The 24537-nt window shown below is 50.6% G+C and carries 23 protein-coding genes; 6 read left to right on the top strand and 17 right to left on the bottom strand.

Going from position 1 to position 24537, the window contains the following annotated elements; all coding sequences use genetic code 11:
- Positions 1–12: 12 nt before the first annotated feature.
- The 13 genes from miaB to H8710_RS00395 form a co-directional block, all read right to left on the bottom strand.
- Positions 13–1443 (bottom strand): tRNA (N6-isopentenyl adenosine(37)-C2)-methylthiotransferase MiaB, encoded by a 1431-nt coding sequence (miaB, locus tag H8710_RS00455; RefSeq protein ID WP_249293418.1) that lies wholly within the window; start codon positions 1441–1443, stop codon positions 13–15.
- Positions 1444–1702: 259 nt separating this feature from the next.
- Positions 1703–2644 carry a 1-phosphofructokinase family hexose kinase gene (locus H8710_RS00450; RefSeq protein ID WP_249293417.1) on the bottom strand — a complete coding sequence of 314 codons (942 nt, stop codon included), beginning with the start codon at positions 2642–2644 and terminating at the stop codon, positions 1703–1705.
- Positions 2645–2743: 99 nt separating this feature from the next.
- Positions 2744–3418: a serine O-acetyltransferase EpsC gene (epsC, locus tag H8710_RS00445; RefSeq protein WP_249293416.1), complete on the bottom strand. Its 675-nt coding sequence runs from the start codon at positions 3416–3418 to the stop codon at positions 2744–2746.
- Positions 3419–3628: 210 nt separating this feature from the next.
- On the bottom strand, positions 3629–4189 hold the full coding sequence (pgsA, locus tag H8710_RS00440) for a CDP-diacylglycerol--glycerol-3-phosphate 3-phosphatidyltransferase (protein WP_249293415.1): 561 nt from the start codon (positions 4187–4189) through the stop codon (positions 3629–3631).
- A gap of 37 nt (positions 4190–4226) precedes the next feature.
- Complete coding sequence (gene rimO, locus H8710_RS00435; protein ID WP_249293414.1) at positions 4227–5558, bottom strand: 30S ribosomal protein S12 methylthiotransferase RimO; 1332 nt, start codon at positions 5556–5558, stop codon at positions 4227–4229.
- A 47-nt stretch (positions 5559–5605) separates the two neighbouring features.
- Positions 5606–6220, bottom strand: coding sequence for a regulatory protein RecX (locus tag H8710_RS00430; RefSeq protein WP_249293413.1), 615 nt, complete (start codon positions 6218–6220; stop codon positions 5606–5608).
- A complete protein-coding gene (recA, locus tag H8710_RS00425) occupies positions 6220–7413 on the bottom strand; it encodes a recombinase RecA (protein ID WP_283242737.1) in 1194 nt (397 codons plus the stop codon). The genes H8710_RS00430 and recA overlap by 1 nt, the downstream gene beginning before the upstream one ends.
- A 16-nt stretch (positions 7414–7429) precedes the next feature.
- Positions 7430–8317, bottom strand: a complete 888-nt coding sequence (gene prmC / locus H8710_RS00420) for a peptide chain release factor N(5)-glutamine methyltransferase (RefSeq protein ID WP_249293412.1) — start codon at positions 8315–8317, stop codon at positions 7430–7432.
- Complete coding sequence (locus H8710_RS00415; RefSeq protein WP_249293410.1) at positions 8311–9237, bottom strand: DUF1385 domain-containing protein; 927 nt, start codon at positions 9235–9237, stop codon at positions 8311–8313. The genes prmC and H8710_RS00415 overlap by 7 nt, the downstream gene beginning before the upstream one ends.
- A 17-nt stretch (positions 9238–9254) precedes the next feature.
- On the bottom strand, positions 9255–10703 hold the full coding sequence (locus H8710_RS00410; protein WP_249293409.1) for a sensor histidine kinase: 1449 nt from the start codon (positions 10701–10703) through the stop codon (positions 9255–9257).
- A 104-nt stretch (positions 10704–10807) separates the two neighbouring features.
- Positions 10808–11515 carry a response regulator transcription factor gene (locus H8710_RS00405; protein WP_249293408.1) on the bottom strand — a complete coding sequence of 236 codons (708 nt, stop codon included), beginning with the start codon at positions 11513–11515 and terminating at the stop codon, positions 10808–10810.
- A 28-nt stretch (positions 11516–11543) separates the two neighbouring features.
- Complete coding sequence (locus H8710_RS00400) at positions 11544–12863, bottom strand: hypothetical protein (protein ID WP_249293406.1); 1320 nt, start codon at positions 12861–12863, stop codon at positions 11544–11546.
- Between the two features lie 31 nt (positions 12864–12894).
- Entirely contained in the window at positions 12895–14253 is a 1359-nt protein-coding gene (locus H8710_RS00395; protein ID WP_249293405.1) for a citrate synthase, read from the bottom strand.
- A 236-nt stretch (positions 14254–14489) separates the two neighbouring features.
- Here H8710_RS00395 and spoIID point away from each other — a divergent pair, with 236 nt between their 5' ends.
- The 3 genes from spoIID (at position 14490) to H8710_RS00380 (ending at position 16750) form a co-directional block, all read left to right on the top strand.
- Positions 14490–15620 (top strand): stage II sporulation protein D, encoded by a 1131-nt coding sequence (spoIID, locus tag H8710_RS00390; RefSeq protein ID WP_249293404.1) that lies wholly within the window; start codon positions 14490–14492, stop codon positions 15618–15620.
- Positions 15621–15726: 106 nt separating this feature from the next.
- Entirely contained in the window at positions 15727–16476 is a 750-nt protein-coding gene (locus H8710_RS00385) for a PP-loop family protein (RefSeq protein ID WP_249293403.1), read from the top strand.
- Positions 16477–16546: 70 nt separating this feature from the next.
- Positions 16547–16750 (top strand): hypothetical protein, encoded by a 204-nt coding sequence (locus H8710_RS00380; protein ID WP_249293402.1) that lies wholly within the window; start codon positions 16547–16549, stop codon positions 16748–16750.
- Positions 16751–16821: 71 nt separating this feature from the next.
- Here H8710_RS00380 and murC read toward each other — a convergent pair whose 3' ends face one another.
- The 4 genes from murC to H8710_RS00360 all read right to left on the bottom strand — a co-directional run bounded on the left by murC (position 16822) and on the right by H8710_RS00360 (position 22514).
- Entirely contained in the window at positions 16822–18186 is a 1365-nt protein-coding gene (gene murC, locus H8710_RS00375) for a UDP-N-acetylmuramate--L-alanine ligase (protein ID WP_249293400.1), read from the bottom strand.
- Positions 18187–18289: 103 nt separating this feature from the next.
- Positions 18290–20329, bottom strand: a complete 2040-nt coding sequence (gene recG, locus H8710_RS00370) for an ATP-dependent DNA helicase RecG (protein ID WP_249293399.1) — start codon at positions 20327–20329, stop codon at positions 18290–18292.
- Between the two features lie 74 nt (positions 20330–20403).
- Complete coding sequence (locus H8710_RS00365) at positions 20404–22047, bottom strand: DAK2 domain-containing protein (RefSeq protein WP_249293398.1); 1644 nt, start codon at positions 22045–22047, stop codon at positions 20404–20406.
- A 113-nt stretch (positions 22048–22160) separates the two neighbouring features.
- Entirely contained in the window at positions 22161–22514 is a 354-nt protein-coding gene (locus tag H8710_RS00360) for an Asp23/Gls24 family envelope stress response protein (protein WP_249293397.1), read from the bottom strand.
- Positions 22515–22733: 219 nt separating this feature from the next.
- Between H8710_RS00360 and spoIIP the strand changes: the two genes are divergently transcribed.
- The 3 genes from spoIIP (at position 22734) to H8710_RS00345 (ending at position 24486) form a co-directional block, all read left to right on the top strand.
- Positions 22734–23885, top strand: a complete 1152-nt coding sequence (gene spoIIP / locus H8710_RS00355; protein WP_249293396.1) for a stage II sporulation protein P — start codon at positions 22734–22736, stop codon at positions 23883–23885.
- 92 nt (positions 23886–23977) lie between these two features.
- On the top strand, positions 23978–24277 hold the full coding sequence (locus H8710_RS00350; RefSeq protein WP_249293395.1) for a hypothetical protein: 300 nt from the start codon (positions 23978–23980) through the stop codon (positions 24275–24277).
- A gap of 20 nt (positions 24278–24297) precedes the next feature.
- Positions 24298–24486 (top strand): PA2169 family four-helix-bundle protein, encoded by a 189-nt coding sequence (locus H8710_RS00345; protein WP_249293394.1) that lies wholly within the window; start codon positions 24298–24300, stop codon positions 24484–24486.
- Positions 24487–24537 lie beyond the last annotated feature (51 nt).

Below are 24537 nucleotides of genomic sequence, written 5' to 3'. Positions count from 1 at the left end.
ATAGCGTTTTGATTACTCGTTTACAAGCTTTCCCCGGACGGAACGATTATTGGCGGAAACGATTTCCACCATGGCGAACTCCCCCACCAAAGAAGGATCCCCTTCAAAGTCAATAATTATGTTATTTTCTGTCCTGCCGGCCAGCAGATAGTCGTCGTGATCACCCGTCCGTTCAACAAGTACCCGATAGGTTCTGCCCACGCAGTCCCTGTAAAGCTCGTCAGTGATTTTCCGCTGAACGTCTAAAAGCTCCTGAAACCACTTGGATTTTTCCGACGCGGAAACGGGGTCTTCCATAGATGCTGCCTTTGTTCCAACCCTTTTGGAGTAGATAAAGGTAAAAAGCGATGCATACCGCACCTTTTGAACCAGATTAATCGTCTCCAAAAAGTCCTCATGGGTTTCCCCGGGAAAGCCCACGATGATGTCCGACGAGAACATCACGTCCGGAATTTTTTCCCGGGCGTAATCAATGAGAGAAAAGTATTCCTCGGTGGTGTAGTGCCGGTTCATAAGTTTCAAAATCCGGTCGCTTCCCGACTGTACCGGCAGGTGGATGTGGTTGCAGATTTTATTGCACTCCGCTACCGCATCGATCAGTTCCTTTGTACAATCCTTTGGATGGGAGGTCATAAATCGAATGCGGAAGTCCCCTGGGATGTCGTTCACCGCCCGCAAAAGCTCCGGAAAGCTTAAATCGTTGTCCAAATCTTTGCCGTAGGAGTTGACGTTCTGCCCCAATAGCATAATTTCCCTGTATCCCGCTGCCACGATCTCTCTCGCTTCTTGGAGTACGTCTTTGGAACTTCTCGAACGCTCCCGGCCCCGCACCAGCGGCACTACGCAGTAGGTGCAAAAATTGTTGCAGCCATACATGATGGGTAGGCTTGCCTGTATTTTACCCAGCCGCCTAACTGGTATTCCCTCTGCAATGATACCATCAGAATTTTCGATATCAAAAATCCGTTGGTGCTCTGTCAATGCCTTGCAAAAAATCTCCGGAAACCGGTAAAGGGCGTGCGTGCCGAACACAAAGTCCACCTGAGGATAGCTTTTTTTAATTTTTGCCGAAATGTGCTCCTGCTGCGCCATGCAGCCGCAGAGTCCTACAAGGAGATTTTCATTCCGCGCCTTGCAGTGGGAAAGCTCCCCCACAAATCCGAACACCTTTTTCTCGGCGTTTTCTCGAACAGCGCAGGTATTATAAAGTATCACGTCGGCGGCGTTTACGTCATCTGTAAAGCCAAAGCCCATCTCTGATAACATACCCATAATTTTTTCGCCGTCGTTCACATTCTGCTGACAGCCATAACTGCGCACCAGTGCCATGGGAGACCGATGATCGCCGTATCGCCTCAAAACCAATTCCGCGCATTTTTTCATAAACTCAGCTTGGCGGGAATATTCTTCCTGGCACAGCACCGCCCGTTTTTTTTCCGACAAATCCCGAAACCTCCGCAGACAAAATAAATAGGAACAATTTTTCTCAATACTCTAAAATAGTATCACTTTATGACGAAAAAGGCAAGAAAAAATTTGTGAATACAGTCAAAAGATGGTGCAGGTTGACTACTTTCGTAAATATAGTGATCTCTTAGACAAACCAATGCTAAAATCATTTTGATGGCATCACTTGAAACAAAGCAGACACATTTTGCTCCGGTTTCAAAGATAGAAAAGCCGCCTATTAAAGGCGGTTTGTCTATCGGATGGATTTGACTGCCACATTTGGAATCTGCTCTTCCACTTGCTTAGGAGTAACGATGTCGGTGCCATCCAGCATCACCGAAGCGCTGCCGGCGGCCACTGCGTAAGTAATCGCCTCCTGAGGAGAATTCCCTTGTTGCAAACTGTGGATGAAACCAGCCAGCGTCGTATCCCCAGCACCGATGGTGGATTTCACGCTGACAGAGAGGGTACTGAGCCGGTATCCACAGTCTTTTGTAACGTAAATGAGCCCTTTTGAACCCAAACTCACCAGGACATGGTCCACATAGGAAGACAATGTCCTGCAAAGTTTGATAATCGACTGCTCAGTTCTCAAATCACTACCGCACATCTGTCTAAATTCTACTAAGTTTGGCTTGATGATAAAGGGTTGCAGTTCTTCAATATCCTGCATCTTGAAAACCGCGGTATCCAGGGCCAAGGCAACCCCTTTCCGCCGGAAGGATAAAATATATGATTTATAGGCTTCCGGAGTGATGTTGGGAGGCAGGCTCCCGGCGAAGACCAGCAACACGTTGCCGCAGCCATCCATTTCTTTTTCTATGCGTATTTTAAGCTGCTTCATGGCATCGGCCGGCACCGGAAAACCGGCCCTGTTGATTTTGAGAACGCGCCCGTCCGGTATAATGAGGGTCAAATTTTCACGGATGCAACCAGGGATGGTTAAAAAGTCATAGTGTACCCCATCTTTTTGAAGCAACGAAGTGAACAGCCTCGAATTATCGTCACCACAGATTCCCAGTGAAACCGACGGCGTTTGCAGGGATGCCAGCACCCTCGAAACATTGATGGATTTTCCAGCGGCATAAATTTCCTCCCGGGTGGTCTTATTCGGCTCGGAAAAGTCCATAGTTTCGGTCCAAAGTGTTACATCCAGTGCCGGATTGACGGAAATGGTAATAATTTTGTCAAACATACAAACGCCCTCCTGACAAAAATAAATCGGAAAAGTACCAAGCCGATTCGTATTTTTTTCTCTATTTATCAAAAATGCAAATCACAGTACCTGAATATTTTATTCTGCATTATTTTCCCCAACTTCCAGTTCGGGATGTGAAAAGTGTTGCTCGCGCAGCAACTTTTCCAGTTTGTCGATGCGGTGCCGCATCTGGCAAAGTTCCTGGGAAACAGGATCAGGAATATGAATCTGATCCAAATCTTCACAGATTCGTTTTCCGTTTTGTTTAACGACCCTGGCCGGGACGCCTACGGCGGTGGAATCAGGTGGAATTTCCTCTAAAACTACCGCATTAGCGGCAATTTTCGAATTGTCTCCCACTTTGAAAGGTCCTAAAATCTTCGCCCCGGTTCCCACCAACACATTTTTCCCCAAAGTGGGATGCCGTTTTCCTTTTTCTTTACCCGTTCCACCCAAAGTCGCCCCCTGATAGATTGTACAGCCGTCGCCAATTTCGGTGGTTTCGCCGATGACGACGCCGCTGCCGTGGTCAATAAAGACTCCTTTGCCGATTTTAGCCCCCGGATGGATTTCGATTCCGGTCAAAAAACGGGCGAACTGGGAAAGAAAGCGCGCAAGAAAAAACCACTTATGACGGTATAAAAAATGCGCGGGACGATGCAGCATAATAGCGTGCAGTCCCGAATAGAGCATAACAATTTCAAATGAATTACGGGATGCCGGGTCGCGTTCTTTGATGGCCCGGATATCCGCTCGGACTCGGTCTAGCATAAAAACCACCTTTATAAAAAACTGTGTAGGTTGTAACACCACCGTTTGGAATGTCGTTGTTGTAATCTTATTTAACTACGTTTTCCATTTCTTGTCAACTTTTGGATTCTTGCTGAAATACAACAAGCAAGGCAGGGGCAGCACTTGTGCCCTCTGCCTTGCTACTATCATATGCAGATAAAAAATATTGGCTTTGCAAATCCATTAACCTTATTTGTCGGAGCTGAACTGCGCCCGGTTTTTCCACAAATACTCGCCCCCGGACAAAAGGGTAATGGCTGCCGCCATCCAAACTAAAACATTGCTGATAAGGGCAATGTCCACTGTAAAGGAAGAAACTTCACAAATAGCTGACAGGCAGAGAACCACAACGATAGCCGCCATTGTCATAGCTGTCTTGAGCTTACCGAGCTTGCTCGCCGCAATCACCGTCCCATTATCTGAGGCGACCAGCCGCAGAGAGGTCACCAAAAATTCCCTGGCCATCATAATAATGACCGCAATAGAGCTGGCAAACCCCAGGTCAATAAAGGCGATCAGCGCGGAAAACACCAGGATTTTGTCAGCCAACGGGTCGAGAAATTTCCCAAAGTTCGTGATGAGCTGATGCTTCCGGGCCAAATGCCCGTCCAACGCATCAGTGCCCGAGGCCACGGCAAAAACGATAAGTGCCCAAAGATAGTGCCACGGAATAAAATCCCCCAGCAGGAAAAGTAAAAATACTGGAGCCAGGATTATTCTGACGATAGTCAGCTTGTTGGGTGTGTTCAAAACGGTTCACATTCCTTTCCGAATGGGTGGTGTAGCTCTAATCCTCCACGACAGAGCCGATCAAATCTAAATCCAAGGTATCCTCCAGGGCGACTTTTACAAAGTCACCGACAGACAATTTTTTCTCGGAAGTGAAGAAAATTTTCCCGTCGATGTCAGGAGCGTCCGCCTCACTGCGGCCAAAATAGCACTCGCCGAACCGGTCGAAACCTTCGGTGACTACTGTCACCACCTGGCCCACCTTCTTTTCGTTTTGCTGAGCCATAATGTTCATCTGTTCTTCGGTGACGATTTCCGCCCGGTGGATTTTCAGCTGTTCATCCAGCTGGTCTTCCATCTCAGCGGCAGGAGTTCCCTCCTCCGGCGAATAGGCAAAACATCCCAGTCGGTCGAACCGCATATCTTTGACAAACTGACAAAGTTCTTCAAACTGCTCCTCTGTCTCACCGGGAAAACCGGCAATCAGCGTTGTGCGAACGGTAATGCCTGGCACTTTTTCCCGCACTTTGCTGATAAGCCTCTCGATACTCTCCCGGTCGCCGGGACGGTTCATCTCCCGCAAAATCTCTTTGTTGCAGTGCTGAATCGGGATGTCAATGTATTTGGCAATCTTCTCTTCCGATGCCATTACGTCTAAAAGTTCATCGGTAATCCGTTCCGGGTAGGCGTAAAGAACCCGAATCCACCGAAAGCCGTCGATTTGCGCCAATTTTTGTAGTAATTCATGTAGTTTATACTCACCGTACAAATCCTGCCCATATCGAGTGGTGTCCTGGGCTACAACGATTAGTTCTTTGACGCCGCGGGCCGCCAAAACCTCCGCCTCTTTGACGATACTTTCCATAGGGCGGCTGCGGAATCTTCCTCGAATGGAGGGAATGGCGCAGTAGGAGCAGCAGTTGTCGCAGCCCTCGGCGATTTTCAGGTAGGCGTAAAAAGGCAACGTCGTCAGCACCCGATCACCCTCCAACGGCAAATCGGTTTTTTCCCCGTAAAGATAGACTTTTTCGTCCCGCATGACCCCTTTGATGGCGTCGACGATTTTGTCATTTCCGCCGATGCCGATAATAGCATCCACTTCGGGCATTTCCTCTGCGATTTCATCCCGATAGCGCTCTGCCAGGCAGCCAGTGACAATGATCTTTTTGATGGTCCCCTCTTTTTTCAGAGTGATAAACTCGAGGATATTCTCAATGGCTTCCTGCTTGGCGCTCTCAATGAAGCCGCAGGTGTTGATGATCACCACATCGCAGTTACCGGAATCCGGTTCCAAAACATATCCGTCTTGTTTGATTTTATGGAGCAGCAGTTCTGCATCCACCTGATTTTTGGGACACCCCAGCGAGACCATCCCCACCTTGATTGGCATAGTATTCCTCCATCTATCTCTATTGCGATTTTTCTGTTATTATGCGGCTATTCTTCTTTTAGAGAGGCTTCTGCCTCGTCCACGGCCTGAATCACGTCGCCGTAATCGTGTCCTAACCGCATGAGGGCAGCAATAACCTTATTCCGCCCCTTTTCGTCGCCAAGGTAGCGAAGATATTTTCGCTCGATCAGTTGTTGCAGGAGATTTTCATCCGGCTCCACCAGCGAGATGGCCTCAACAGCAGTCTCCCGGTCGATGCCCTTCAGCGCCATTTCCTGCAACGCCCGGCGTTCTCCCCGCTTTTTGACAAGAATCAGGTGCCGGGCGAGCTTTTCAGCGTATTTGCGGTCGTCGAGAAAGCCCAATTCTTCCATTTTATCGGCGATTTCTTCCGCCAAATCCCTGTCAATGTTCTTTGAGAGCTTATCCACCAAATCCTTGCGGCAGTGATCCCGGTACCCCAACAGGTAGAGAGCCCGCTCTTTGCCCCGACGGTAGTCGGCGGCCCGCTGGACCTTTTCCTGCATTTCTTCGGTTACTTCCATCCCTTTTTTCAGGTGAAAGTCGGCGATGATTTCCACGTCTATAATCGTCCAGTAGGCCCCATCCAACTCAATTTGGTAACGGGTGCCCTGCTTTTTAAAAATATCAGTGATGACCATTATTCAAAGTCTTCAAGGTCGGCCTCCACGTCCAAAACAATGTCGGTGAGGGCATCAGAACTGCTGGGAGCAGGCGCTTTCGGAGCTGCGTCCACCGTCACATCGGTTCCCTTGCGAATTTCGATGTTGCCGCCCTTGGCCCCTTTGGACGGAGCAAAAACCAACTTGTCCATATTATCCCGGATAATCTGCTCCACCTCGGCGGAAACCTCCGGGTGTTCCTTCAAAAACTGCCGGACTTTTTCCTTGCCCTGACCGATCCGCTCGCCTTTATAGCTGTACCACGAACCGGACTTGACGATCACACCCAGCGCCGTTCCGATGTCGATGATTTCACCCTCGTAGGAAGTCCCTTCTCCGTACAGCAAATCAAAGGTGCACTCTTTAAAGGGAGGAGCCACCTTGTTTTTGACCACTTTGCACTTTGTCACATTGCCGATAATTTCGTTGCCGTCCTTGATTGCCTCGCCCTTGCGAACGTCGATGCGGACAGTAGCAAAGTACTTGAGCGCCCGTCCGCCGGTGGTGGTTTCGGGATTGCCGAACATGACGCCGATTTTTTCACGAATCTGGTTGATAAAGATGGCGACGCAGTTGGATTTGCCGATGATACCGGTGAGTTTTCTCATAGCCTGAGACATCAGTCTGGCCTGAAGGCCCATGTGGCTCTCGCCCATCTCCCCTTCAATTTCCGCCTTGGTAACCATAGCGGCGACCGAGTCGATAACGACGATATCAATAGCCCCGGAACGCACCAGCGCTTCGGTGATTTCCAACGCCTGTTCGCCGGTGTCCGGCTGAGAAACCAACAGCCCATCGATGTCCACACCCAAAGCCCCTGCGTAAACTGGGTCAAGGGCGTGTTCCACGTCGATAAACGCGGCTGTTCCGCCGGCTTTCTGAGCCTGAGCTACCATCTGAAGGGCAACGGTTGTTTTACCGGAAGACTCCGGGCCATAAATTTCAACGATTCTTCCCTTCGGCACTCCGCCTACGCCCAGCGCAATGTCAAGGCCCAGAGAACCGGTGGGAATTACGTCCACGTTGAGGGTAGTCGTCTGTCCCAATTTCATAATGGAACCCGCGCCGTAAGCTTTTTCGATCTGGTCAATGGCCGTCTGTAAAGCCCTCATCTTTGCAGACTGTTTTTCGTCTGCCGCCTTGCTGTCCACCGCTGGTTTTGCTTTCGCCATATCGTTACCATTCCTTTCAAACGGCGCTTAGGCCGTAATCTTCAACAAAATCACAGTTTTTCCCCGTGATGCATCTTATTATACCATTGTAGTCCGGGATTTGGCAAATAGATTTTAAGGATGCTGCCGCCAGCAATTCCGACACCGCATTCTGCTGCCCTTCCCCGATTTCGTAGGCCAGCATGCCTCCAGGACGGAGCCTTTGAACATAGATTTTCGTCAGCTCCCGGTAAAAATAGAGTCCGTCTTCGTCCCCATACAGCGCCTCTGCCGGTTCAAATCGTACTTCCACTTGGAGCTCAGCCATATCCTGCCCCGTCAGATAAGGCGGATTGGATACAATGAGGTCAAACGGCCCTTTGACCGCCTCCAAAGCAAGCGCGTCCCCTAACAGGCATTCCGCCTTTGCGCCAAGTCGCTCGTTGTTCTGCGTAAGGTAGCAAAATGCCGCCGGAGATTTCTCCACCGCTGTGACCTGTGCATCTGGCCGCTCCAGCGCAACGGTAAGTCCAATGCAGCCACTGCCACTGCACAAGTCAAGTACCTTAGGAGCAGACAGCGGCTCTAAAAACCGCAGCGCCTCCTCCACCAGCACCTCAGTGTCGGCACGGGGAATCAGCACTCCTTCCCCAACCAAAAAGGGCCGCCCGAAAAAATCCCATTCTCCCAACAGATACTGCAGCGGGTAATGCTCACATCTTCTCGTAACGATATCCCGGATTCGCTTTATTTGCTCTGGACAGGCCATACGCTTAACACCGGTCAGGATTTCACTGTAGCTTACGTCAAACACCTGCCGGACAATTTGCTGCGCCTCGAAATCCGGCGCTTCTACGAAATCACTTAAAGTATTTTTTGTTTCTATATATACTTTTCGTAAATCAATTTCTTCCCGATTTACCACTTATCTTCGCCCTCGACTTCCGGCAAAACCGGCTTCATTGAAGCAATCGCCACTTCGATCTGGTCGTCATCCGGCTCGTTGGTGGTAATCCGCTGAATCTGCAATCCGGGGAAGGAAATAATTCTCGTAAAGAGGTTGTCGTACCGTCCCGCCAACCGGATAAGCTCATAAGCGATGCCCACCACTATCGGCAACAGAGCGATTTTCAGCACGGTGCGGACAAAAGGATTACTCCAGGTGACTATCGAAAAAATCAGGATGCTGAGAATCAGCACGATGACGAGAAAACTGGTGCCGCAGCGGGGATGGAACCGTCTTTGTTTGCGGACATTCTCCACTGTCAGTTCTTCTCCCGCTTCGTAGCAAAAAATCGTCTTATGCTCTGCTCCGTGGTACTGAAACAGCCGCTTCATATCGGGAATGCGGGCGCAGAGGGAGAGATAGGCAATAAAAATAACAATTTTTATGAGTCCTTCAATGAGCGATAACCCCCACCGGGGAACAAAATCCCGCATTAGCCCTACCAGCCAGGCCGGCAGAAACATAAACAGCCCAATTGCGATACCAAAGCCCAGAATGGAGCTGATAACCATCACGACTTTCATCAACCCGTCTCCGCACTTTTCGTCCAGCCATTTCTCGAACTTGCTCTGGGGTTCCTCATCCTCGATGCCCTCGGTGGAAATCTCTGCCGATTTCATCAGACACTTATACCCATCGACCAGACTGGCAATAAAGGTAAAAATACCGCGGATAAAGGGCACCTTGGAAATCTTGCTGGGAGTTTTGTTGTCCCATTCCTCTAGGTGGATGGTCTTGTCCGGCTTGCGGACCGCCATGGCAGATCTGCGCACACCGCGCATCATCACGCCTTCCAGCACCGCCTGTCCGCCAATGGATGTTTTAAAATTTCTGCTCATTGATTTGATAATCCTTTCTATTTATAAGAAATAGCGGCATTCGCTTCTATATCCTCTTCCGGGTTATGAATGGGAATGGTAATGATCACAGTCGTCCCCACATTTAAGGTACTCTCAATGTCGATCGAGCCGTGGTGCATGGAAATGATTTCATTTGCCACTGCCAGTCCGATGCCAGAACCCCTTCGCGTATGGTTGGCCTTAAAAAACTTGGTCTTGATCATGGGCAGGTCGTCAGGACTGATGCCGCAGCCGGAATCAGCGACGGTAATCATGATTTTTTCGTCCCGGGCAAAGGCGTCGATTTTTACCCGCCCACCCGGGTCGGAATATTTAATGGCATTGTCGATGATGTTGATGAACACCTGTCTCAGCCTATTCTTGTCGCCGTAAATCACCGGCAACATCTCCGGCTCCTCGTAGATGATTTCGATGTTGTCCCGCTTGGCCTTTTCTGCGTACATCAAAACCGCCTCGCCCAATTCTGCCAACAAATCCATCTTCTGGAATACAAGGCTGAAGCGGCCATTTTGGATACGGGAGAAGTCGAGAAGCTCCTCCACCATACCGGAAAGCCGTTCCGTCTCAGCGCTGATGACCCGCATTCCCTTTTTCATAGTGGCCAGGTCGTAATTCTCGGTATCAATGAGCGTTTCAGCCCAACCCTTGATGGCGGTCAGCGGGGTCCGCAGCTCATGGGAAACCGAGGAAATAAACTCGTTTTTCATCTTTTCGCTGTTTTCCAACTCGTCCGCCATAAAATTGATGGTTTCACAGAGCTCGCCCACCTCGTCGTTGGAAACTTTCTGGATCCGGCTCTTGAAATCCCCTCCGGCGATTTGCCTGGCGGCGGTTCCAATGTCCCGCACCGGCCGGACAATACTCTTTACAAACAAAAGTCCAGAAATCAGCACCAGCGCCAACACTGCTACCGCCACAATGCTGATTCCCATAATCAGCTGAAAAATCATGGCGTCAACATTTTCCAGAGACACCACAAACCGCATGGCGGAAATCTCACTGTTGACCACGCTGACCATCTGGGTGACCGCCATAATTTTCTGTCCGTTGCTGAGCCTGCCCACATAGTAACCGGTGCCGTCTGGCGCGCTGAGAGCCTCGTTATAATCGGGCATCCGATCCTTTTTCTGATAGGAAAACCCACTGGACGTCATGGATACATTTCCGTAAGGGTCGATTGCCATAAGTTCAACGAAGTCCTTGTCCGGAAACGACTCCACATAGTCTCGCATCGAGGTATAAAAGCTGCTGTTAGAGGCGTTTTCTGAGTATTGGAGTACAGTGCTGGAAACCGAATTCGCCCGGTATTTTAACGACTGCCGCACCGAAGAATAGTAAAAATTATGGATGACAAAGCCGCTGCCGGTCACAATAGCCAGCAGAATAACAAAAATTACAGCAAAGCTGTTGATAAACCAACGCTGGGCGATGCTTTTTAAAGCCACCGAACGCACTCCTTCTTTGTTCCTGTTGATTTGACACGAAAAACTCCGTCAGGCTCCCGACGGAGTTTTGGAGCCGACACACAGCAGTATCTGTCGGCTTTCATTTATTTTGCGTCAGGGTCTCCCCACTTGTAGCCATAGCCCCAAACCGTCTGGATGTACACCGGTTCGGAGGGTTCGTCTTCTATTTTGATGCGCAGACGCCGGATGTTGACATCGACGATTTTCACGTCGCTGTAATAATTCTCGCCCCAGATTTCGGTGAGAATTTTATTCCGGTCAAGGGCAACCCCCTTGTTTTTGAGAAGGAGCTCCATGATTTGGTACTCCACCTGGGTAACATCGACTGGCTTTCCGTTTTTCGTCAGAGTCCGGCTCTTTTGATTGAGGACAAAGGGCCCGCTGGAAACCACAGAGGTTTCTTTCACACCGCCGGAAGCCATACAGACCCGCCGGTAAACGGCGTCCACCCGCGCAACCACCTCGGACGGGCTGAAGGGTTTCGTCACATAGTCGTCCGCCCCTAGCATCAGGCCGCCCACCTTATCCATCTCCTGGGTTTTGGCGGACAGAAAGATGATGCCCAAGGTCCCCGACTTCTCCCTAAGCTTTTTACAGACGGTAAATCCATCGATACCGGGCATAGTGATATCCAAAAGCGCGATGTCGAAGTCGCCGTTTTGCTCGTCGTAAACGCGAAGTGCATCCTCGCCGCAGTTTACGTCTACCACGGTATAACCCGCCCTTTGCAGGTTAATCACCACAAAGTCGCGGATGACATCTTCATCTTCGCAGACTAAAATTCGTTTCATTGGAAATCCCCCTTTTTGGCTTAACGTATCAGATGATCCTGCTGAAATACTCCTTTACCTGAGGGATGGAAATTTTCAGCGCTGAATCCGAGTCGGGAATCTTTGCAAGGTAGACAATCTGCCCACGGGTGTCGATCAGTTCATAATCGTTCGACACCTTCTCGCTCACCCATTCGCTGCGGGTGGCCACTTTTAAATATAGAAGCGCGCTGGACAAAGGATCCTGCCCCATATGGTATTCGTAAAACAGGATTTCGTTTTCCTGTGTAGTTTTCTGGGCGCTCACTTTGCCGATCCAGTTTTCCGGGAAGGTGAGCATATATCCCAGCGGAGAATTGACAAACGAGGACTGAATCCGCTCATACTGCCCATCCGCAAAATGGTACCAGTCGGTGAGATACAAAGGGCTCGTGCTGCTTTCTGCGTATCCCGGAAGCGGGCGGATCCCCGGCACCTCGATGACGCCGTCGTTGCTCAAATCATAGCAGGTAGCCAAGGGGACCCGATCCACCGGGTATTTTTTCGGCACCTGGCCATCATAGGTCCAATTAATAAGCTGTCCTTTGTCCCTGTCAAAGGACAAAATCTCAGTGGTCATCAATTCACTGCCTTTATAGCCGTCTAAATAGACCGCTTCCTCTCCCTGAGCCATGTATCCTTTCAGGATATTGGTATAACGAGTGATTTCCGGGTTGACCAGTGCCGATCCCGATGTCAAAAACCGTCCGTTTTCATAGCTGTAGAGCTTTGCCCAGGTTTTGACCTCGGACTCGGGGTTTTCCACAAGGAAAATATCGTCTTTCCCGTCTCCGTCCAGATCATAAAACCCTTTGGCCTGGTAATTTTGCGAAAACACTGTGTTCAGGATCTTGCCGTCAAACTGCATCACCCGCAAAAGATGGCTGCCGTCACCGACGAAGTTGAGGCCAATGGCCAAAAGAGGCACACCTGTCCCTACGTTGAGGATGGATACATCTTCTATCTGGGTACCGTCCAGTACCAGATCGTACATAGACTCCCATTCCCCATCCAGCTTGTCGAGCACCTTCATGCGGATGGGAGCTGCGGCAGAAGAGGCTGTAGCCGGTTGAAAAAATACCACTGCCTCATCTCCGGGCTCGTCGTCTAAATTGGTCAGGAGAATCGCTGAACGGTTCTCCCCACGCTGGGGGTAAACCAGCTTGATGCTGTCTCCCTGACTATCCTTTTTCAGGGCGAGCCAGATGTCGTTTTGTTCATCGGAAAGCCGCGGCGGCCTCAGCAGGCCGTCCACGTTTCCTCCACCGTAAGTACAGCCGCTGAAAACAAGCATCACCGCAAGGATGCCGCTTAACCATCTTTTTTTCACGGATTCACTCCCCGTTAGGTTTAACCAAAATCTATCTTTCACTGATAGGTGTATACAGTTTCTTTTTTACAATGGACTTATAGGCGGGACGGATGATTCTGGAGCAAGTCATAAACTCCTCGATGCGATGGGCGCACCAGCCGCTCATGCGGGAAACCGCAAAGAGAGGGGTATACAGTTCCACCGGAATTTTGAGCATCCGGTATACAAAGCCGGAATAAAAGTCCACATTGGCGGAAACCACTTTTCCGTCTCCTTTTTTCTCCAGGAACACCTCGGGGGCCAGCCGCTCGACGCTCTTTAAAAGCTCAAATTCATCCAGCATGCCCTCTTTCTCCGCCAGTTTCTGGGCGCTGTCCCGCAGGATGACCGCGCGAGGATCGGAAAGGGTATAGACCGCGTGGCCCATGCCGTAGATGAGGCCAGTGCCATCGCCCTTTTTCTTATCCATAATCTGACGAAGGAAATCCTTGACTTCCTCATCGCTCTCCCAGTGCTTGACGCCCCGTTTGATTTCTTCAAACATCTGGACGACTTTGATGTTGGCGCCGCCGTGGCGAAAACCTTTCAGTGAGCCGATTGCCCCCGAATAAGCGGAATAGGCATCGGTACCCGAAGAAGTCAGCGCCCGGCAGACAAAGGTGGAGTTGTTTCCGCCGCCGTGCTCCGCGTGAAGCATCAGGCAGGTGTCGAGAAGCAGTGCCTCGTCTTTGGTGTATTCCCGAGTTGGGCGCAAAGTGGACAGGATGCTCTCCGCCATGCTCTCTTCCGGGCGCAGGGGATGATAGTATGTAGAAGCGTTGTCGTAATGCCCGATTTTCGCCTGATAAGAGTTGACCATGATGACTGGCATCCTGGCGATAATGTAAAGAGCCTTTTTCAGTTCCCCTTCCAAGGTGTTCTCATCGGCAAAATCGTCGTAGGAATAGAGGGCGAGAATACTCCGTCCCATTTTATTCATGATGTCTTTGGAAGGAGCCTTGATAACCATATCCTGAATAAAATCTGTGGGCAAAGTCCGGGCCTGGGACAGGACCATCTTAAAAAATTCCAACTGTTTTTTGTCGGGAAGGCTTCCGAACAGCAGCAGATACGCCACTTCCTCATATCCAAAGCGCTGCTCTTCATTGCAGGCACTGACCAAGTCACGAATATTGACACCACGAAAGGTCAGTTCACCGTCCACCGGCTGCTTCTCCCCCTCGTTAATCACATAGCCGTGTACGTTACAAATCTGGGTCAGTCCCGCTAAAACACCGGTGCCGTCGCTGTTGCGCAGCCCTCTTTTGACATCGTACTTTTCGTTCAGCGCAGGGTCGATATAGTTATATTTCTTGAACTCCTCGAATAATGTGTTGAGAGATTCCTTTTTGACGAATCCGCCTGCCATACCTGCATCACCTTTCTCTTTTCAAATTGTCGCATCGCCCTCTCAGCTGCAGCCAACGTTTTATTTTGCTGCAAAATAAAGGATCCTATTTTTTATCATATGACGATGCGATGCACTTTTTTCCATTACAATATAGATAGTTTTATTGTATATCGCCACAGCCTCAAAGTCAATACAAACTCTCAGGGATTCACAAACTATTAAAAGACCTCGCGGTCGAAAAGGAGGGCTTTTCTATGAAGCGCAAACTATGGAAGGTACTGATATTCTGCGGGGCGTTTATCCTGCTTCCCGCCGCCTCACTGATGCAGCAGCAAGTTTACGGCGAGGCTTTTTTTAACCCGAGTTCTACCCCCGCTTTTTCTTTCCGTTTTGAAGGGACAAACTCTCCGGCTTTCAGTAAACCTTCCCCCGAAAGCGGTACATCATTTGTCCATCCAACCGATTCCGCCGGACAGGAAGCCCCAAAAACACCAGAAGCCTCCACCTCTTCCCTAACCCTTCCTTCGGTCTACAAAGTGCTGGACAAAGATAGCGGTAAGGTATTGGAATTGTCTCCTGAGGAATACATTACCGGCGTGGTAGCGGCGGAGATGCCCGCGTCCTTTGAGCCGGAGGCCCTCAAAGCCCAAGCGGTAGCAGCCCATAGCTACGCCTTACGGCAGATCGGCCTCCAGCTGAAAAATCCAGATGATTCCCTGAAGGGCGCCTACCTTTCCACTGATCCTGCCCATTTTCAGGCCTACCTCTCGAAAAAGCAGCGGGAAAAACGCTTTGGTGCCAATTTTGATACGCAGGAAAAGAAAATTGCTGATGCGGTAAACACTGTTATTAGCCAAATACTCGTCTACGAGGAAGAGCCCATTGCGGCCGCTTTTCACTCCATCTCTTCTGGCAAAACCGAATCCGCCCAGACAGTTTGGGGCAAAGAAATCCCCTATCTCGTCCCAGTGGACAGTTCCATAGACCGGAACAACGACAAATGTAAAACCATTTCCAGTTTTACCGAAAAGGAATCCCGATCCATACTGGAAGCAAACTGCAAAGATACCGATCTATCCGGAAATATCAACGGATGGATTCAAATTGGTTCCCGCTCCGACTCCGGCACCGTGCTGGACGCGACGGTGGGCAGCGTCAAAGTGAGTGGCCGAGACATCCGCACCTGGTTTGACCTTCCCTCCGCCAACTTCAGTGTTGAGACAACTGAAGACAGTCTTTCTTTCATCACATACGGCTACGGCCATGGAGTCGGCATGAGTCAGTACGGAGCAAACGACATGGCCAAGGAAGGCAAAACCTATCAGGAAATCCTTGCCCACTACTATCCCGGCACTCAGCTTAAAATTCTGGCAGACGCCTCCTAAAATTCAAAGTTCCTTCAAAATATTCCCGATATTTTTCAGTTGTAATCCCTGCTAAAATGATGTATAATCGTTGTCAATCAATTGATTTTATCACCAGGAGGACATCGTGCAGAGGATTTTAGGATATATGAGAAAAGCCATCCAGGAATTTGACCTTATTCAGGACGGCGATAAAATCGCAGTAGGTGTTTCTGGCGGCAAGGACTCTATGGTACTGCTCCGGGGGCTTCATCTCCTGAAACGATTTATCGGTATCGACTACGATTTGGTGGCTATCACATTAGATCCACAGTTTAACGGTGTTTCCGGAAATTATGAACCGGTCCGGGAATTGTGCGAAGAAATGGGCATCCTTTATTATCTAAAGCCCACCGACATCGGCCAAATCGTCTTTGACATCCGAAAGGAACCGAATCCCTGTAGCCTCTGCGCCCGGATGCGCCGCGGCGCTCTTCACGACGCCGCCATTGAAATGGGCTGCAACAAAATTGCGTTGGGACACCACTATGATGATGTAGTGGAAACTTTTATGATGAATCTTTTTAACGAGGGCCGGGTCGGCTGCTTTTCTCCAAAATCTTATTTGTCCCGCAAAGACTTATGGATGATCCGTCCCCTGGTGTTCGCCCCGGAAAAAGAGGTTCGCAAGGCGGCTGCCAAATGTGGGCTCCCCATTGTGAAAAGCAAATGTCCCGCCGACGGGCATACCTCCCGCCAGCAGATGAAGGAATTTCTGTTAGAGCAGGAAAAACAAAACGGCGGTTTTACATACCGGCTGTTCGGTGCCTTGCGCAGAAGCGGTATCGACGGATGGGGATACACCGGAAAAAGTGCCCGCCAAAAAGTTGACAAATGAGGGAAACTCCGATATGATGAATGCGTTAAAGCCCATGAGAGAGGAACAAAACCGGAAAGGATGCGATAAAATGGCTGCAAGAAAAAATGAAAATCAGCAGACAGCACAAAAAAATGAATCCCTGCTTCGAAAACTCACTAAAATGTCTACAGTGTCCCTGATTCTTGGGGTTCTGACCCTGCTCACCGGCATGGCTTACCTCGTTTACCGCTTTTTCAGCGAACGGGCTTACCGGGAAAAATGGAAGGACTACGACGACTGCGGATTGATGTAAACGAATGCCTCACTTTAAAGTCGGGGCGTTCGTTTCTAAAACAAAAAGCGGGAGCATATGCTCCCGCTTTTTTATTTGCGCTTTTCCAAATTTTTGATAATCATCTTTGCCGCCTTATACACATCGCCGCAGCCCAGGGTGATAATTAAATCCCCCTCCTCGGCGTTCTCCGCTACGTAATCGGCGATTTCTTCAAAGGTGGGGAACCACTGGCAGCCGGGGATCTTCTCAGCCAGCTGACTCGCGTAAATATTGTAGGTATTTTTCTCCCTGGAACCCATAATCTCCGATAGAACCACCTTGTCGGCGATTTGCAGTACCCGGGCAAAGTCATCTAAAAGCATGGCCGTACGGGAATAGGTAAATGGCTGATGCACCGCCCATACCCGTTTGAATGGCAATGCTTTTGCCGCCTTGAGCGTGGCCTCGATCTCGGTTGGATGATGGGCGTAATCGTCGGCAACAGTGATACCGTTTATTTTAGCTAGCACCTCGAACCGCCGGCCAGCTCCGTGAAAAGAGTCGAGTCCCTTGGAGCAGTCCTCCGGCGAAATGCCGGTTGCAATAGCCGCAGCACAGGCGGCAATGGCGTTTAAGATATTGTGGTCACCGGGCACGTGAACGGGCATCGTGCCCAAGTTTTCCTCACCATGCATCAAATCGAACTGCATATCGACTCCGCCCAGGTGCTCAATGTTGGCGGGATAATAGTCGTTGATGCTGGAGAACCCGAAGGTGACGATACGATGGCTCAGTCCCTCCACCGCTTTCAAGGTGTTGCGGTCATCACCGTTCACAATCAAAAGCTTGGTGGTCTTTTCTGCGAATTTCCGGAATGATGCGATAATGTTATCTAAGGTCTTAAAATAGTCCAGATGGTCCTCGTCGATATTGAGGATAATCGAGACATCCGGGTACAGTTTCAAAAAAGTGTCGACAAATTCGCAGGCTTCACACACCATGTTCTTGCTCTTGCCCACCCGGCCGTTCCCGCCGATGGATGGCAGCTTACCGCCGATGACGCAGGTTGGGTCGGCTCCCGCATCCAGCAAAATCTGGGTCAGCATAGAGGATGTAGTCGTTTTTCCGTGGGTGCCGCTGACGCAGAGGGTATTGGGATACATAGCGGTCAGCTCGCCTAAAATGACGCTTCTCTCCGCCACCGGCAAGCCGCTTTGTCTGGCCGCGATCAGCTCGGGGTTGTCGTCCATAATGGCCGCCGTATGGATGATCAGATCGGCTCCTTCGATATTCTCCGCCTTCTGTCCCAAGGTGACGGGGATTCCCAATCCCCGAACCAGCTTCAGGGTGTCTGTCTCGTTGTTATCGGAGCCTGTAATGTAGTACCCCTCGCTGTGGAGGATCTGGGCAATCGGAAACATGCCGGAGCCGCCGATGCCGATAAAGTGAATATGTTTTTTGTTGTCTAAAAGCATAAAGATGCCCTCCGATTCTCTAGGATCAATCTGATCTATGTGAAATGAGTGGCCTGAACGACGGATGAAATGCGTTTACCTCTCCTATTTTATCGTAAAGGAACTAGTTCAGTCCACTGTCATTATTGCCAAAGATTTCATCCATATACAGCCGCAAACGCATCTGCTCCGGCTGTTCCAGGCCGGGATCCCGCTCCAGCAGTGCCTTAGCCTCCCCTTGTGCCGTCCGAAACAAAGCGCTGTCCTCTAATAGGTCGGCGATACCCAGCTGGGGCAGCCCGTGCTGCCGGTCGCCGAAGAAATCCCCCGCCCCGCGGAGCTTCAAATCCTCCTTGGCGATGACAAAGCCGTCGGAAGTCTCCTTCATTACCTGAAGCCGCCTGCGGTTTTCCTCTCCCTCGTTGTCTGAGACGAGGATACAGTAGGACTGGGCGTTGCCTCTTCCCACCCTGCCCCGCAGCTGGTGGAGCTGGGACAGTCCGAACCGCTCAGCGTTCTCAATCATCATAATGGTGGCGTTGGGAACGTCCACCCCCACCTCCACCACTGTGGTGGAAACGAGAAGATGGATTTTTCCCTCCTTGAAAGCGTTCATGATCTGGTCCTTTTCGTCGCTCTTGAGCCGCCCGTGGAGCAAAGCAACCTTGTATTCGGGAAAATAGTTTGTCTGAATGATCTTCTCATACCGAACCGCCGCCATGAGCTCCGAATCGCTGTCCTCGATAAGAGGGCAGACGATGTATCCCTGATGCCCGGCTTCCAGCTCTTTTTTGATAAACCCCAGCGCCCTTTTCCTCTTGTCAGAATGAACGGTAAAAGTCTCCACCTTTTGTCGGCCTTTAGGAAGTTCGTCGAGGACGGAAATATCTAAGTCCCCGTAAACAATTAGGGCCAGAGTCCGGGGAATGGGCGTGGCCGACATGACCAGATGATGAGGCCGTTCTCCTTTTTTCACAAGCTCTCCCCGCTGCCGGACACCGAACCGGTGCTGTTCGTCGGTGACAATGAACCCTAGACGTTGAAAAACGGTGTCCTTTTGCACCAGAGCGTGGGTTCCCACGACTACATCATATGTTCCGGCAGCAATTTCTGCCCGTAAAGCGTCTTTTTGCTTCTTGGTGAGAGAACCCGTAAGCAGGCACACCTTCATCTCCAGCGGCTCCAGCGTCTTTTTGAGCGTGGCCTCATGCTGGGAAGCTAAAATCTCGGTGGGAGCCATAATGGCTGATTGAAAACCTCCTTTAAACGCCGCGAAGCACCCGGCCGCCGCTACCATAGTCTTGCCGGAACCCACATCACCCTGCAACAACCGGTTCATGGGAACTTGTCCTGACATATCGGAGAGAATTTCCCCAATGGCGCGCTTCTGCGCCCCAGTCAGCTCAAAGGGCAGCGAAGCGTAAAAAGGCCCCATGTCAGGGTCTTTAATCTGCACCTCTGTACTGCCCTTATCCCGCCCTTTTAAGAGCAGGAGGGACATGCTCAGCAAAAACAGCTCCTCAAAAGCCAGCCGGTACCGCGCCCTGTCGTAAGCGTCCTTCCCTGATGGGAAATGGATCGTCCGCACCGCCTCCTCAAAAGGCATCAGCGAATGTCGGGCCGCCACTTCCTGAGGCAGAATATCCTCTAAAAGTCTTCCCCAGTTTGCAACCGCTTCTTTGACGTTGTTGACAACCATTCCGTTTGAAAGGCCCTCCGTCAAATTGTAAACGGGCCGCATGACTTCCCCGTCCTCGGCGCGGATGAAGGAACTGAGAGTCAGCTGATAGTTGCCGCCCATGGTGGAAAACTTCCCGTGAAAAAGGTAGGTCTCCCCCACTTTCATGTCGTAATAGGCGTACTCGTTGTTGAAAATGGTGAGCATCACGTTGGAAAGCCCGTCGGTTAAAAGCAGCTTATAAAGCACCATATTTTTCCGAATGGGAGCGGGAGTGAGTTTTTTCAGTACTTTCGCTTCGATGACAGCAGGTTCCCCCGGAACGCACTCCGCCGCCAGTTTGGGGCTGGTGTAATCGACATAACTTCGGGGATAAAACCGCAGCAAATTCCCAACCGTCCGGACGCCCAGCTTTTCATAGAGCTTTTCCCGCTTACCGCCCACGTTTTTTAAAGCCGTCACTGGATCATTGAGATGAAAAGCCACTTTGCTCCCTCCTTTCCCCACAATAATAGGCGTGAGGTTCCCCCCACGCCCCTATCATCCTGCGTTTTTATTTTCTACTCTACCGAAACGATATAATAGTATACAGGCTGTCCGCCGTTGATCAGATTGATTTCAACGTTGTCGCTGAGTTTCGAGCGAAGCAGCTCGTAGGCCTCTGCCGCCTGATCGTCGGAAATATCCGCGCCGTAGAGCACCGTGACAAAGCTGCTGTCCTTTCTCACCATAGACTTGGTGAGCTTCAAAAGAACCCTGTTCAGATCCTTATCAACGAATGAAAGCTTGCCGTTTTCCATAGCCAGCAGTTCCCCGGCCTTGATATTGTGGCCGTCAAAGTCGCTGTCCCTCGCGGCAAAAGTGATTTGTCCCGTCTGGACTTTGTCCAGCGCCTTTGTCATATTGACCCGGTTTTCGCTGAAGCTCACATCGGGGTCAAAGGCGAGCATAGCGGAAATTCCCTGAGGAATGGTCCGCGTCTGCAAGACACAGACGCGCCGGTCGGCCAGTTTTATGGCCTGTTCCGCTGCCATAATGATATTTTTGTTGTTGGGCAGGACGAAAACCGTCTCCGCCGGAGTGGCGTGGATGGCCTTTAAAATGTCTTCGGTGCTGGGATTCATGGTCTGTCCGCCGGTGACGATATTATTCACGCCCAAATCCTGAAACAGGGCCTGCATCCCAGCGCCTGCCGCCACCGCCACAAAGCCGTAGGGCATCTCCGGATCCACGGGCTGATAGGTGTCGTCTTCCTCCAGCTGTTCCGCCTCCAAAACCTGAGCAGAATGCTGTTCTTTCATGTTTTCAATCTTTAAGTTGGTGAGCATGCCGAACTTGAGAGCTTCCTCAATAGCGTCCCCGGGATGATTGCTGTGGACGTGGACCTTGATAATCTCCTCGTCGTCCACCACCACGACGCAGTCGCCGATGGATTCCAGATACGCCCGGAGTTTCAGCGGATTATCAGCGTTTTTCTTTTTGTTGACAATATATTCGGTGCAGTAGGCAAACTTGATGTCGCCGCTGGCTTCGGCGACAGCAGTGCGCTTCACTTGAGCCGGTTTCGCCGGTGCGCCGCCCGAGGGTTTCACAACCTCGCCGCCCTGGAACACCCGGAGCATAGCGGTAAAAATAACCGTAAAGCCCTTGCCTCCCGCGTCGACGACGCCTGCTTTTTTCAAAACCGGCAGCATTTCTGGCGTTTCCTCCAATGTAGCTTCCGCCTGGTTGACGATGGCTTCAAATACTTCCAGCGCATCGTTTGTTTGCAAAGCAGTTTCCCGTCCTTTTTCCGCCGCCACCCGGGCGACGGTGAGGATGGTGCCCTCGGTGGGCTTCATTACCGCCTTATAGGCCGCTTCCACACCGGAAGTCAGCGCTTCTGCCAAATCGACGCCATTGGCCTCCGTCTTTCCCTTGAGGCCGTTTGCAAACCCGCGAAACAGCAGAGAAAGGATAACGCCGGAGTTTCCTCTCGCCCCTCTTAACAGAGCGGAGGCCGCGGTTTTGGCCGTCTCCTCCACGGTGGGCTCCTTTAACAGTTCCAGTTCTTTCACCGACGCGCCGATGGTCATAGACATGTTGGTTCCGGTGTCGCCATCGGGGACAGGGAACACATTGAGCTCATCCACCTTCTGCTTCTGGTTTTGGATATCGTAAGCCGCGGATACGATGGCATCCCTCAACAAACTTCCGTTAATCACTGATTGTTGCACTCCTTAAGCCAGAGCGCGCGTCACACCTGCGCCCTGCAAATAAATTTTCTCACGTACCGGCACAAACGGCCACAGAGGGTCGTTTTCCGGGAGTTTTCTCCCTAGCAGGTGCGCATGCCGTCCACAAAGACATTGACGTTTTGTACCCGGATACCGGTGATATCCTCGACGGTATAACTCACTTTGTGGATGATGCTTTTGACGATGGCAGAAATATTGGTTCCATAAGTTACGATGATATGGAGGTCGATGACGAGCTTGCCGTTGCGGGTGCGGATTTTGACGCCTTTTGACCCGTCGTGATCCCGGCGGAACTTGCTCAAAAATCCCTGAGCTGGATCGGAAACCGCCATGCCCGCCACGCCAAAACAGCTAGTTGCCGTCGCGCCGACCAGGTTGACGAAAAAGTTTCTGGAAATATCGATCGTGCCCAAATGATTTTCCATTCTTACCATTGTGATACCCCCTCTTGCTGTGTACGTTTTCCTTTGTATGATGGAAACTGAAATTATTTTGTTATCTTTAGAAATGTTTGGAATGATATTCCTATTCAATGTACAGTTTAATCAAAATAAGCCTGTTTGTCAAGGGAACACCCCGATATTTTGCCCGCATAAACCGTTCTTTAGATGCATAACAATAGTACCGTGACAACAAAAGAAAGGGTGATGGACTTGCGGACACATTTGCGGCGGCGCTTTCAGCTTAGGCGCCTGATTATGGGAATATGTTTTGCCCTGGCCCTGATGATCGGGACCGGCAGTATCCTGAAAGCGCTTCCAAAGCTGACAAGCTTTGGACAAAAACTGGGTGTACTGTCTGCGGTGATGGCTCTGCCCGAAGGCGCTTACGGACTGCTGGAAGGCGATTCTCCACATGAAGTCACACTTTCGGCGAACGAAGAAAATCCCGTCTCAATCCTGGAGCCGACCGATGATAAGCCTTCCGATCAGGAACCGGCCTCCTCTGAATCCGCGGTCTCAGATACAGGCACAGAACCGATCCCGGAGCCAGAGATCCCTGACGAAAACAAAGCGGTTTTGGTTCATAAGACCTACACGGCCGCTCCTTCCAATATATATATTCCACTGGAAAACGGATTTATTAAAAATTGTACTTCCCATAGTACCGCAGAAATTGAAGAAGCCATTTCCAAGCCCCCCGCCTTCACTATTGAAAACACCGACGAGCCCCAGGTGCTCATCATGCACACCCACACCACCGAGAGCTATCTTCCTTTCACCGGCGAGTACTATGACAAGACCTACAGCTCCCGCTCCACCGACAACACCAAAAACATGGTCGCTGTGGGAAATAAAATCGAAGAGGAATTGAAAAAAGCCGGCATCGGTGTCATCCATGACACCACCCAGCACGACTACCCCTCATTTAACGGCGCTTACGACCGGTCGGTAATCACCGTACAAAATTACCTCAAAAAATACCCGTCCATTAAGGTAGTTTTGGACGTTCACCGGGATGCCATCGTCTCGGGCGACACCGTCACCGCCCCCGTAGCCGATGTAAACGGCAAAACCGCCGCCCAGGTGATGATCGTCAACGGCTGCGCTAACGACAATATTAATTACCCGAACTTTTTCCAGAACCTGAGCTTCTCGGCCGCCCTGGAAAACCAGATGGAAGGCGACTATCCGGGTCTCACCCGTCCCGTACTTTTCGACTACCGCAAATATAACCAGCATTTGACCACCGGCTCCATCCTTCTGGAAGTAGGCGGCCACGGAAACACGTTAGAACAAGCAACCTATTCTGGTGAATTAATCGGCGCTTCTTTGGGAAAACTGTTAAACAGTTACAAACAATGAGGCGGTCTGCAAGAAAAAGCCCGTCAATTACTGACGGGCTTTTTACTTGCATTCTCCGCCGGACAGGACGTGAAACGATGAACCGCACCTCTATGAGGATCCTTTGGATCGCCTTTTTTCTGACTCTGATAATCTTAGGCACCCTGGCCGGACTAACCATAGCCGCATTCAATACTCAATCTGCCATGACGCCTATGGATGCGCCCGCCTCGGCGCAAATCGCAGAAGACGGAAGCTGCTACCAGTTTTCCTTTTTCGGACAGCATTTTACCCTTCCCCGCTTTCCGGTCAAAGAGGTGGAAGACGTTATCAACCGGTACCCAGTACTCATTCCAAAATCCATTGTTTTTTTCACCTACGGGGCAGATTTCCTGTCAGACTATTTGGAGTAGACCTCCAGAAAGGAGAAATAATGATGCCTGAACTCAGCAAAGACGAGCTCCGCATGTTGGACACCCAAATGGGAAAAGAGCAGATGCTCATAGAAAAGTACAAAAACTACGCCCTTCTATGTAAGGACCCCCAGCTTCGCACCAAATGCGAACAAATGGCCGCTCAGCATCAGACCCATTACCAAGTGCTGCAAAGCCTGCTTCAATAGGACGAAAGACTTTGTCTTCTGCATCTATTGTGTACTCTTCCCGTTGACATA

Source organism: Fumia xinanensis (assembly GCF_014384905.1).
Classification (GTDB): domain Bacteria; phylum Bacillota; class Clostridia; order Oscillospirales; family Ruminococcaceae; genus Fumia; species Fumia xinanensis.
The sequence above is the reverse complement of the archived record's forward strand: the minus strand, read 5'-3'. Positions and strand labels throughout refer to the sequence as shown.

What these genes read in the sequence shown, in the direction of transcription:
- H8710_RS00450 (WP_249293417.1), bottom strand. Translation starts at nt 2,644, where the DNA reads ATGTTTGACAAAATTATTACCATTTCCGTCAATCCGGCACTGGATGTA.
- epsC (WP_249293416.1), bottom strand. Translation starts at nt 3,418, where the DNA reads ATGCTAGACCGAGTCCGAGCGGATATCCGGGCCATCAAAGAACGCGAC.
- rimO (WP_249293414.1), bottom strand. Translation starts at nt 5,558, where the DNA reads ATGCCAATCAAGGTGGGGATGGTCTCGCTGGGGTGTCCCAAAAATCAG.
- H8710_RS00430 (WP_249293413.1), bottom strand. Translation starts at nt 6,220, where the DNA reads ATGGTCATCACTGATATTTTTAAAAAGCAGGGCACCCGTTACCAAATT.
- recA (WP_283242737.1), bottom strand. Translation starts at nt 7,413, where the DNA reads ATGGCGAAAGCAAAACCAGCGGTGGACAGCAAGGCGGCAGACGAAAAA.
- H8710_RS00415 (WP_249293410.1), bottom strand. Translation starts at nt 9,237, where the DNA reads ATGAGCAGAAATTTTAAAACATCCATTGGCGGACAGGCGGTGCTGGAA.
- H8710_RS00405 (WP_249293408.1), bottom strand. Translation starts at nt 11,515, where the DNA reads ATGAAACGAATTTTAGTCTGCGAAGATGAAGATGTCATCCGCGACTTT.
- H8710_RS00395 (WP_249293405.1), bottom strand. Translation starts at nt 14,253, where the DNA reads ATGGCAGGCGGATTCGTCAAAAAGGAATCTCTCAACACATTATTCGAG.
- spoIID (WP_249293404.1), top strand. Translation starts at nt 14,490, where the DNA reads ATGAAGCGCAAACTATGGAAGGTACTGATATTCTGCGGGGCGTTTATC.
- H8710_RS00380 (WP_249293402.1), top strand. Translation starts at nt 16,547, where the DNA reads ATGGCTGCAAGAAAAAATGAAAATCAGCAGACAGCACAAAAAAATGAA.
- murC (WP_249293400.1), bottom strand. Translation starts at nt 18,186, where the DNA reads ATGCTTTTAGACAACAAAAAACATATTCACTTTATCGGCATCGGCGGC.
- H8710_RS00360 (WP_249293397.1), bottom strand. Translation starts at nt 22,514, where the DNA reads ATGGTAAGAATGGAAAATCATTTGGGCACGATCGATATTTCCAGAAAC.
- H8710_RS00350 (WP_249293395.1), top strand. Translation starts at nt 23,978, where the DNA reads ATGAGGATCCTTTGGATCGCCTTTTTTCTGACTCTGATAATCTTAGGC.
- H8710_RS00345 (WP_249293394.1), top strand. Translation starts at nt 24,298, where the DNA reads ATGATGCCTGAACTCAGCAAAGACGAGCTCCGCATGTTGGACACCCAA.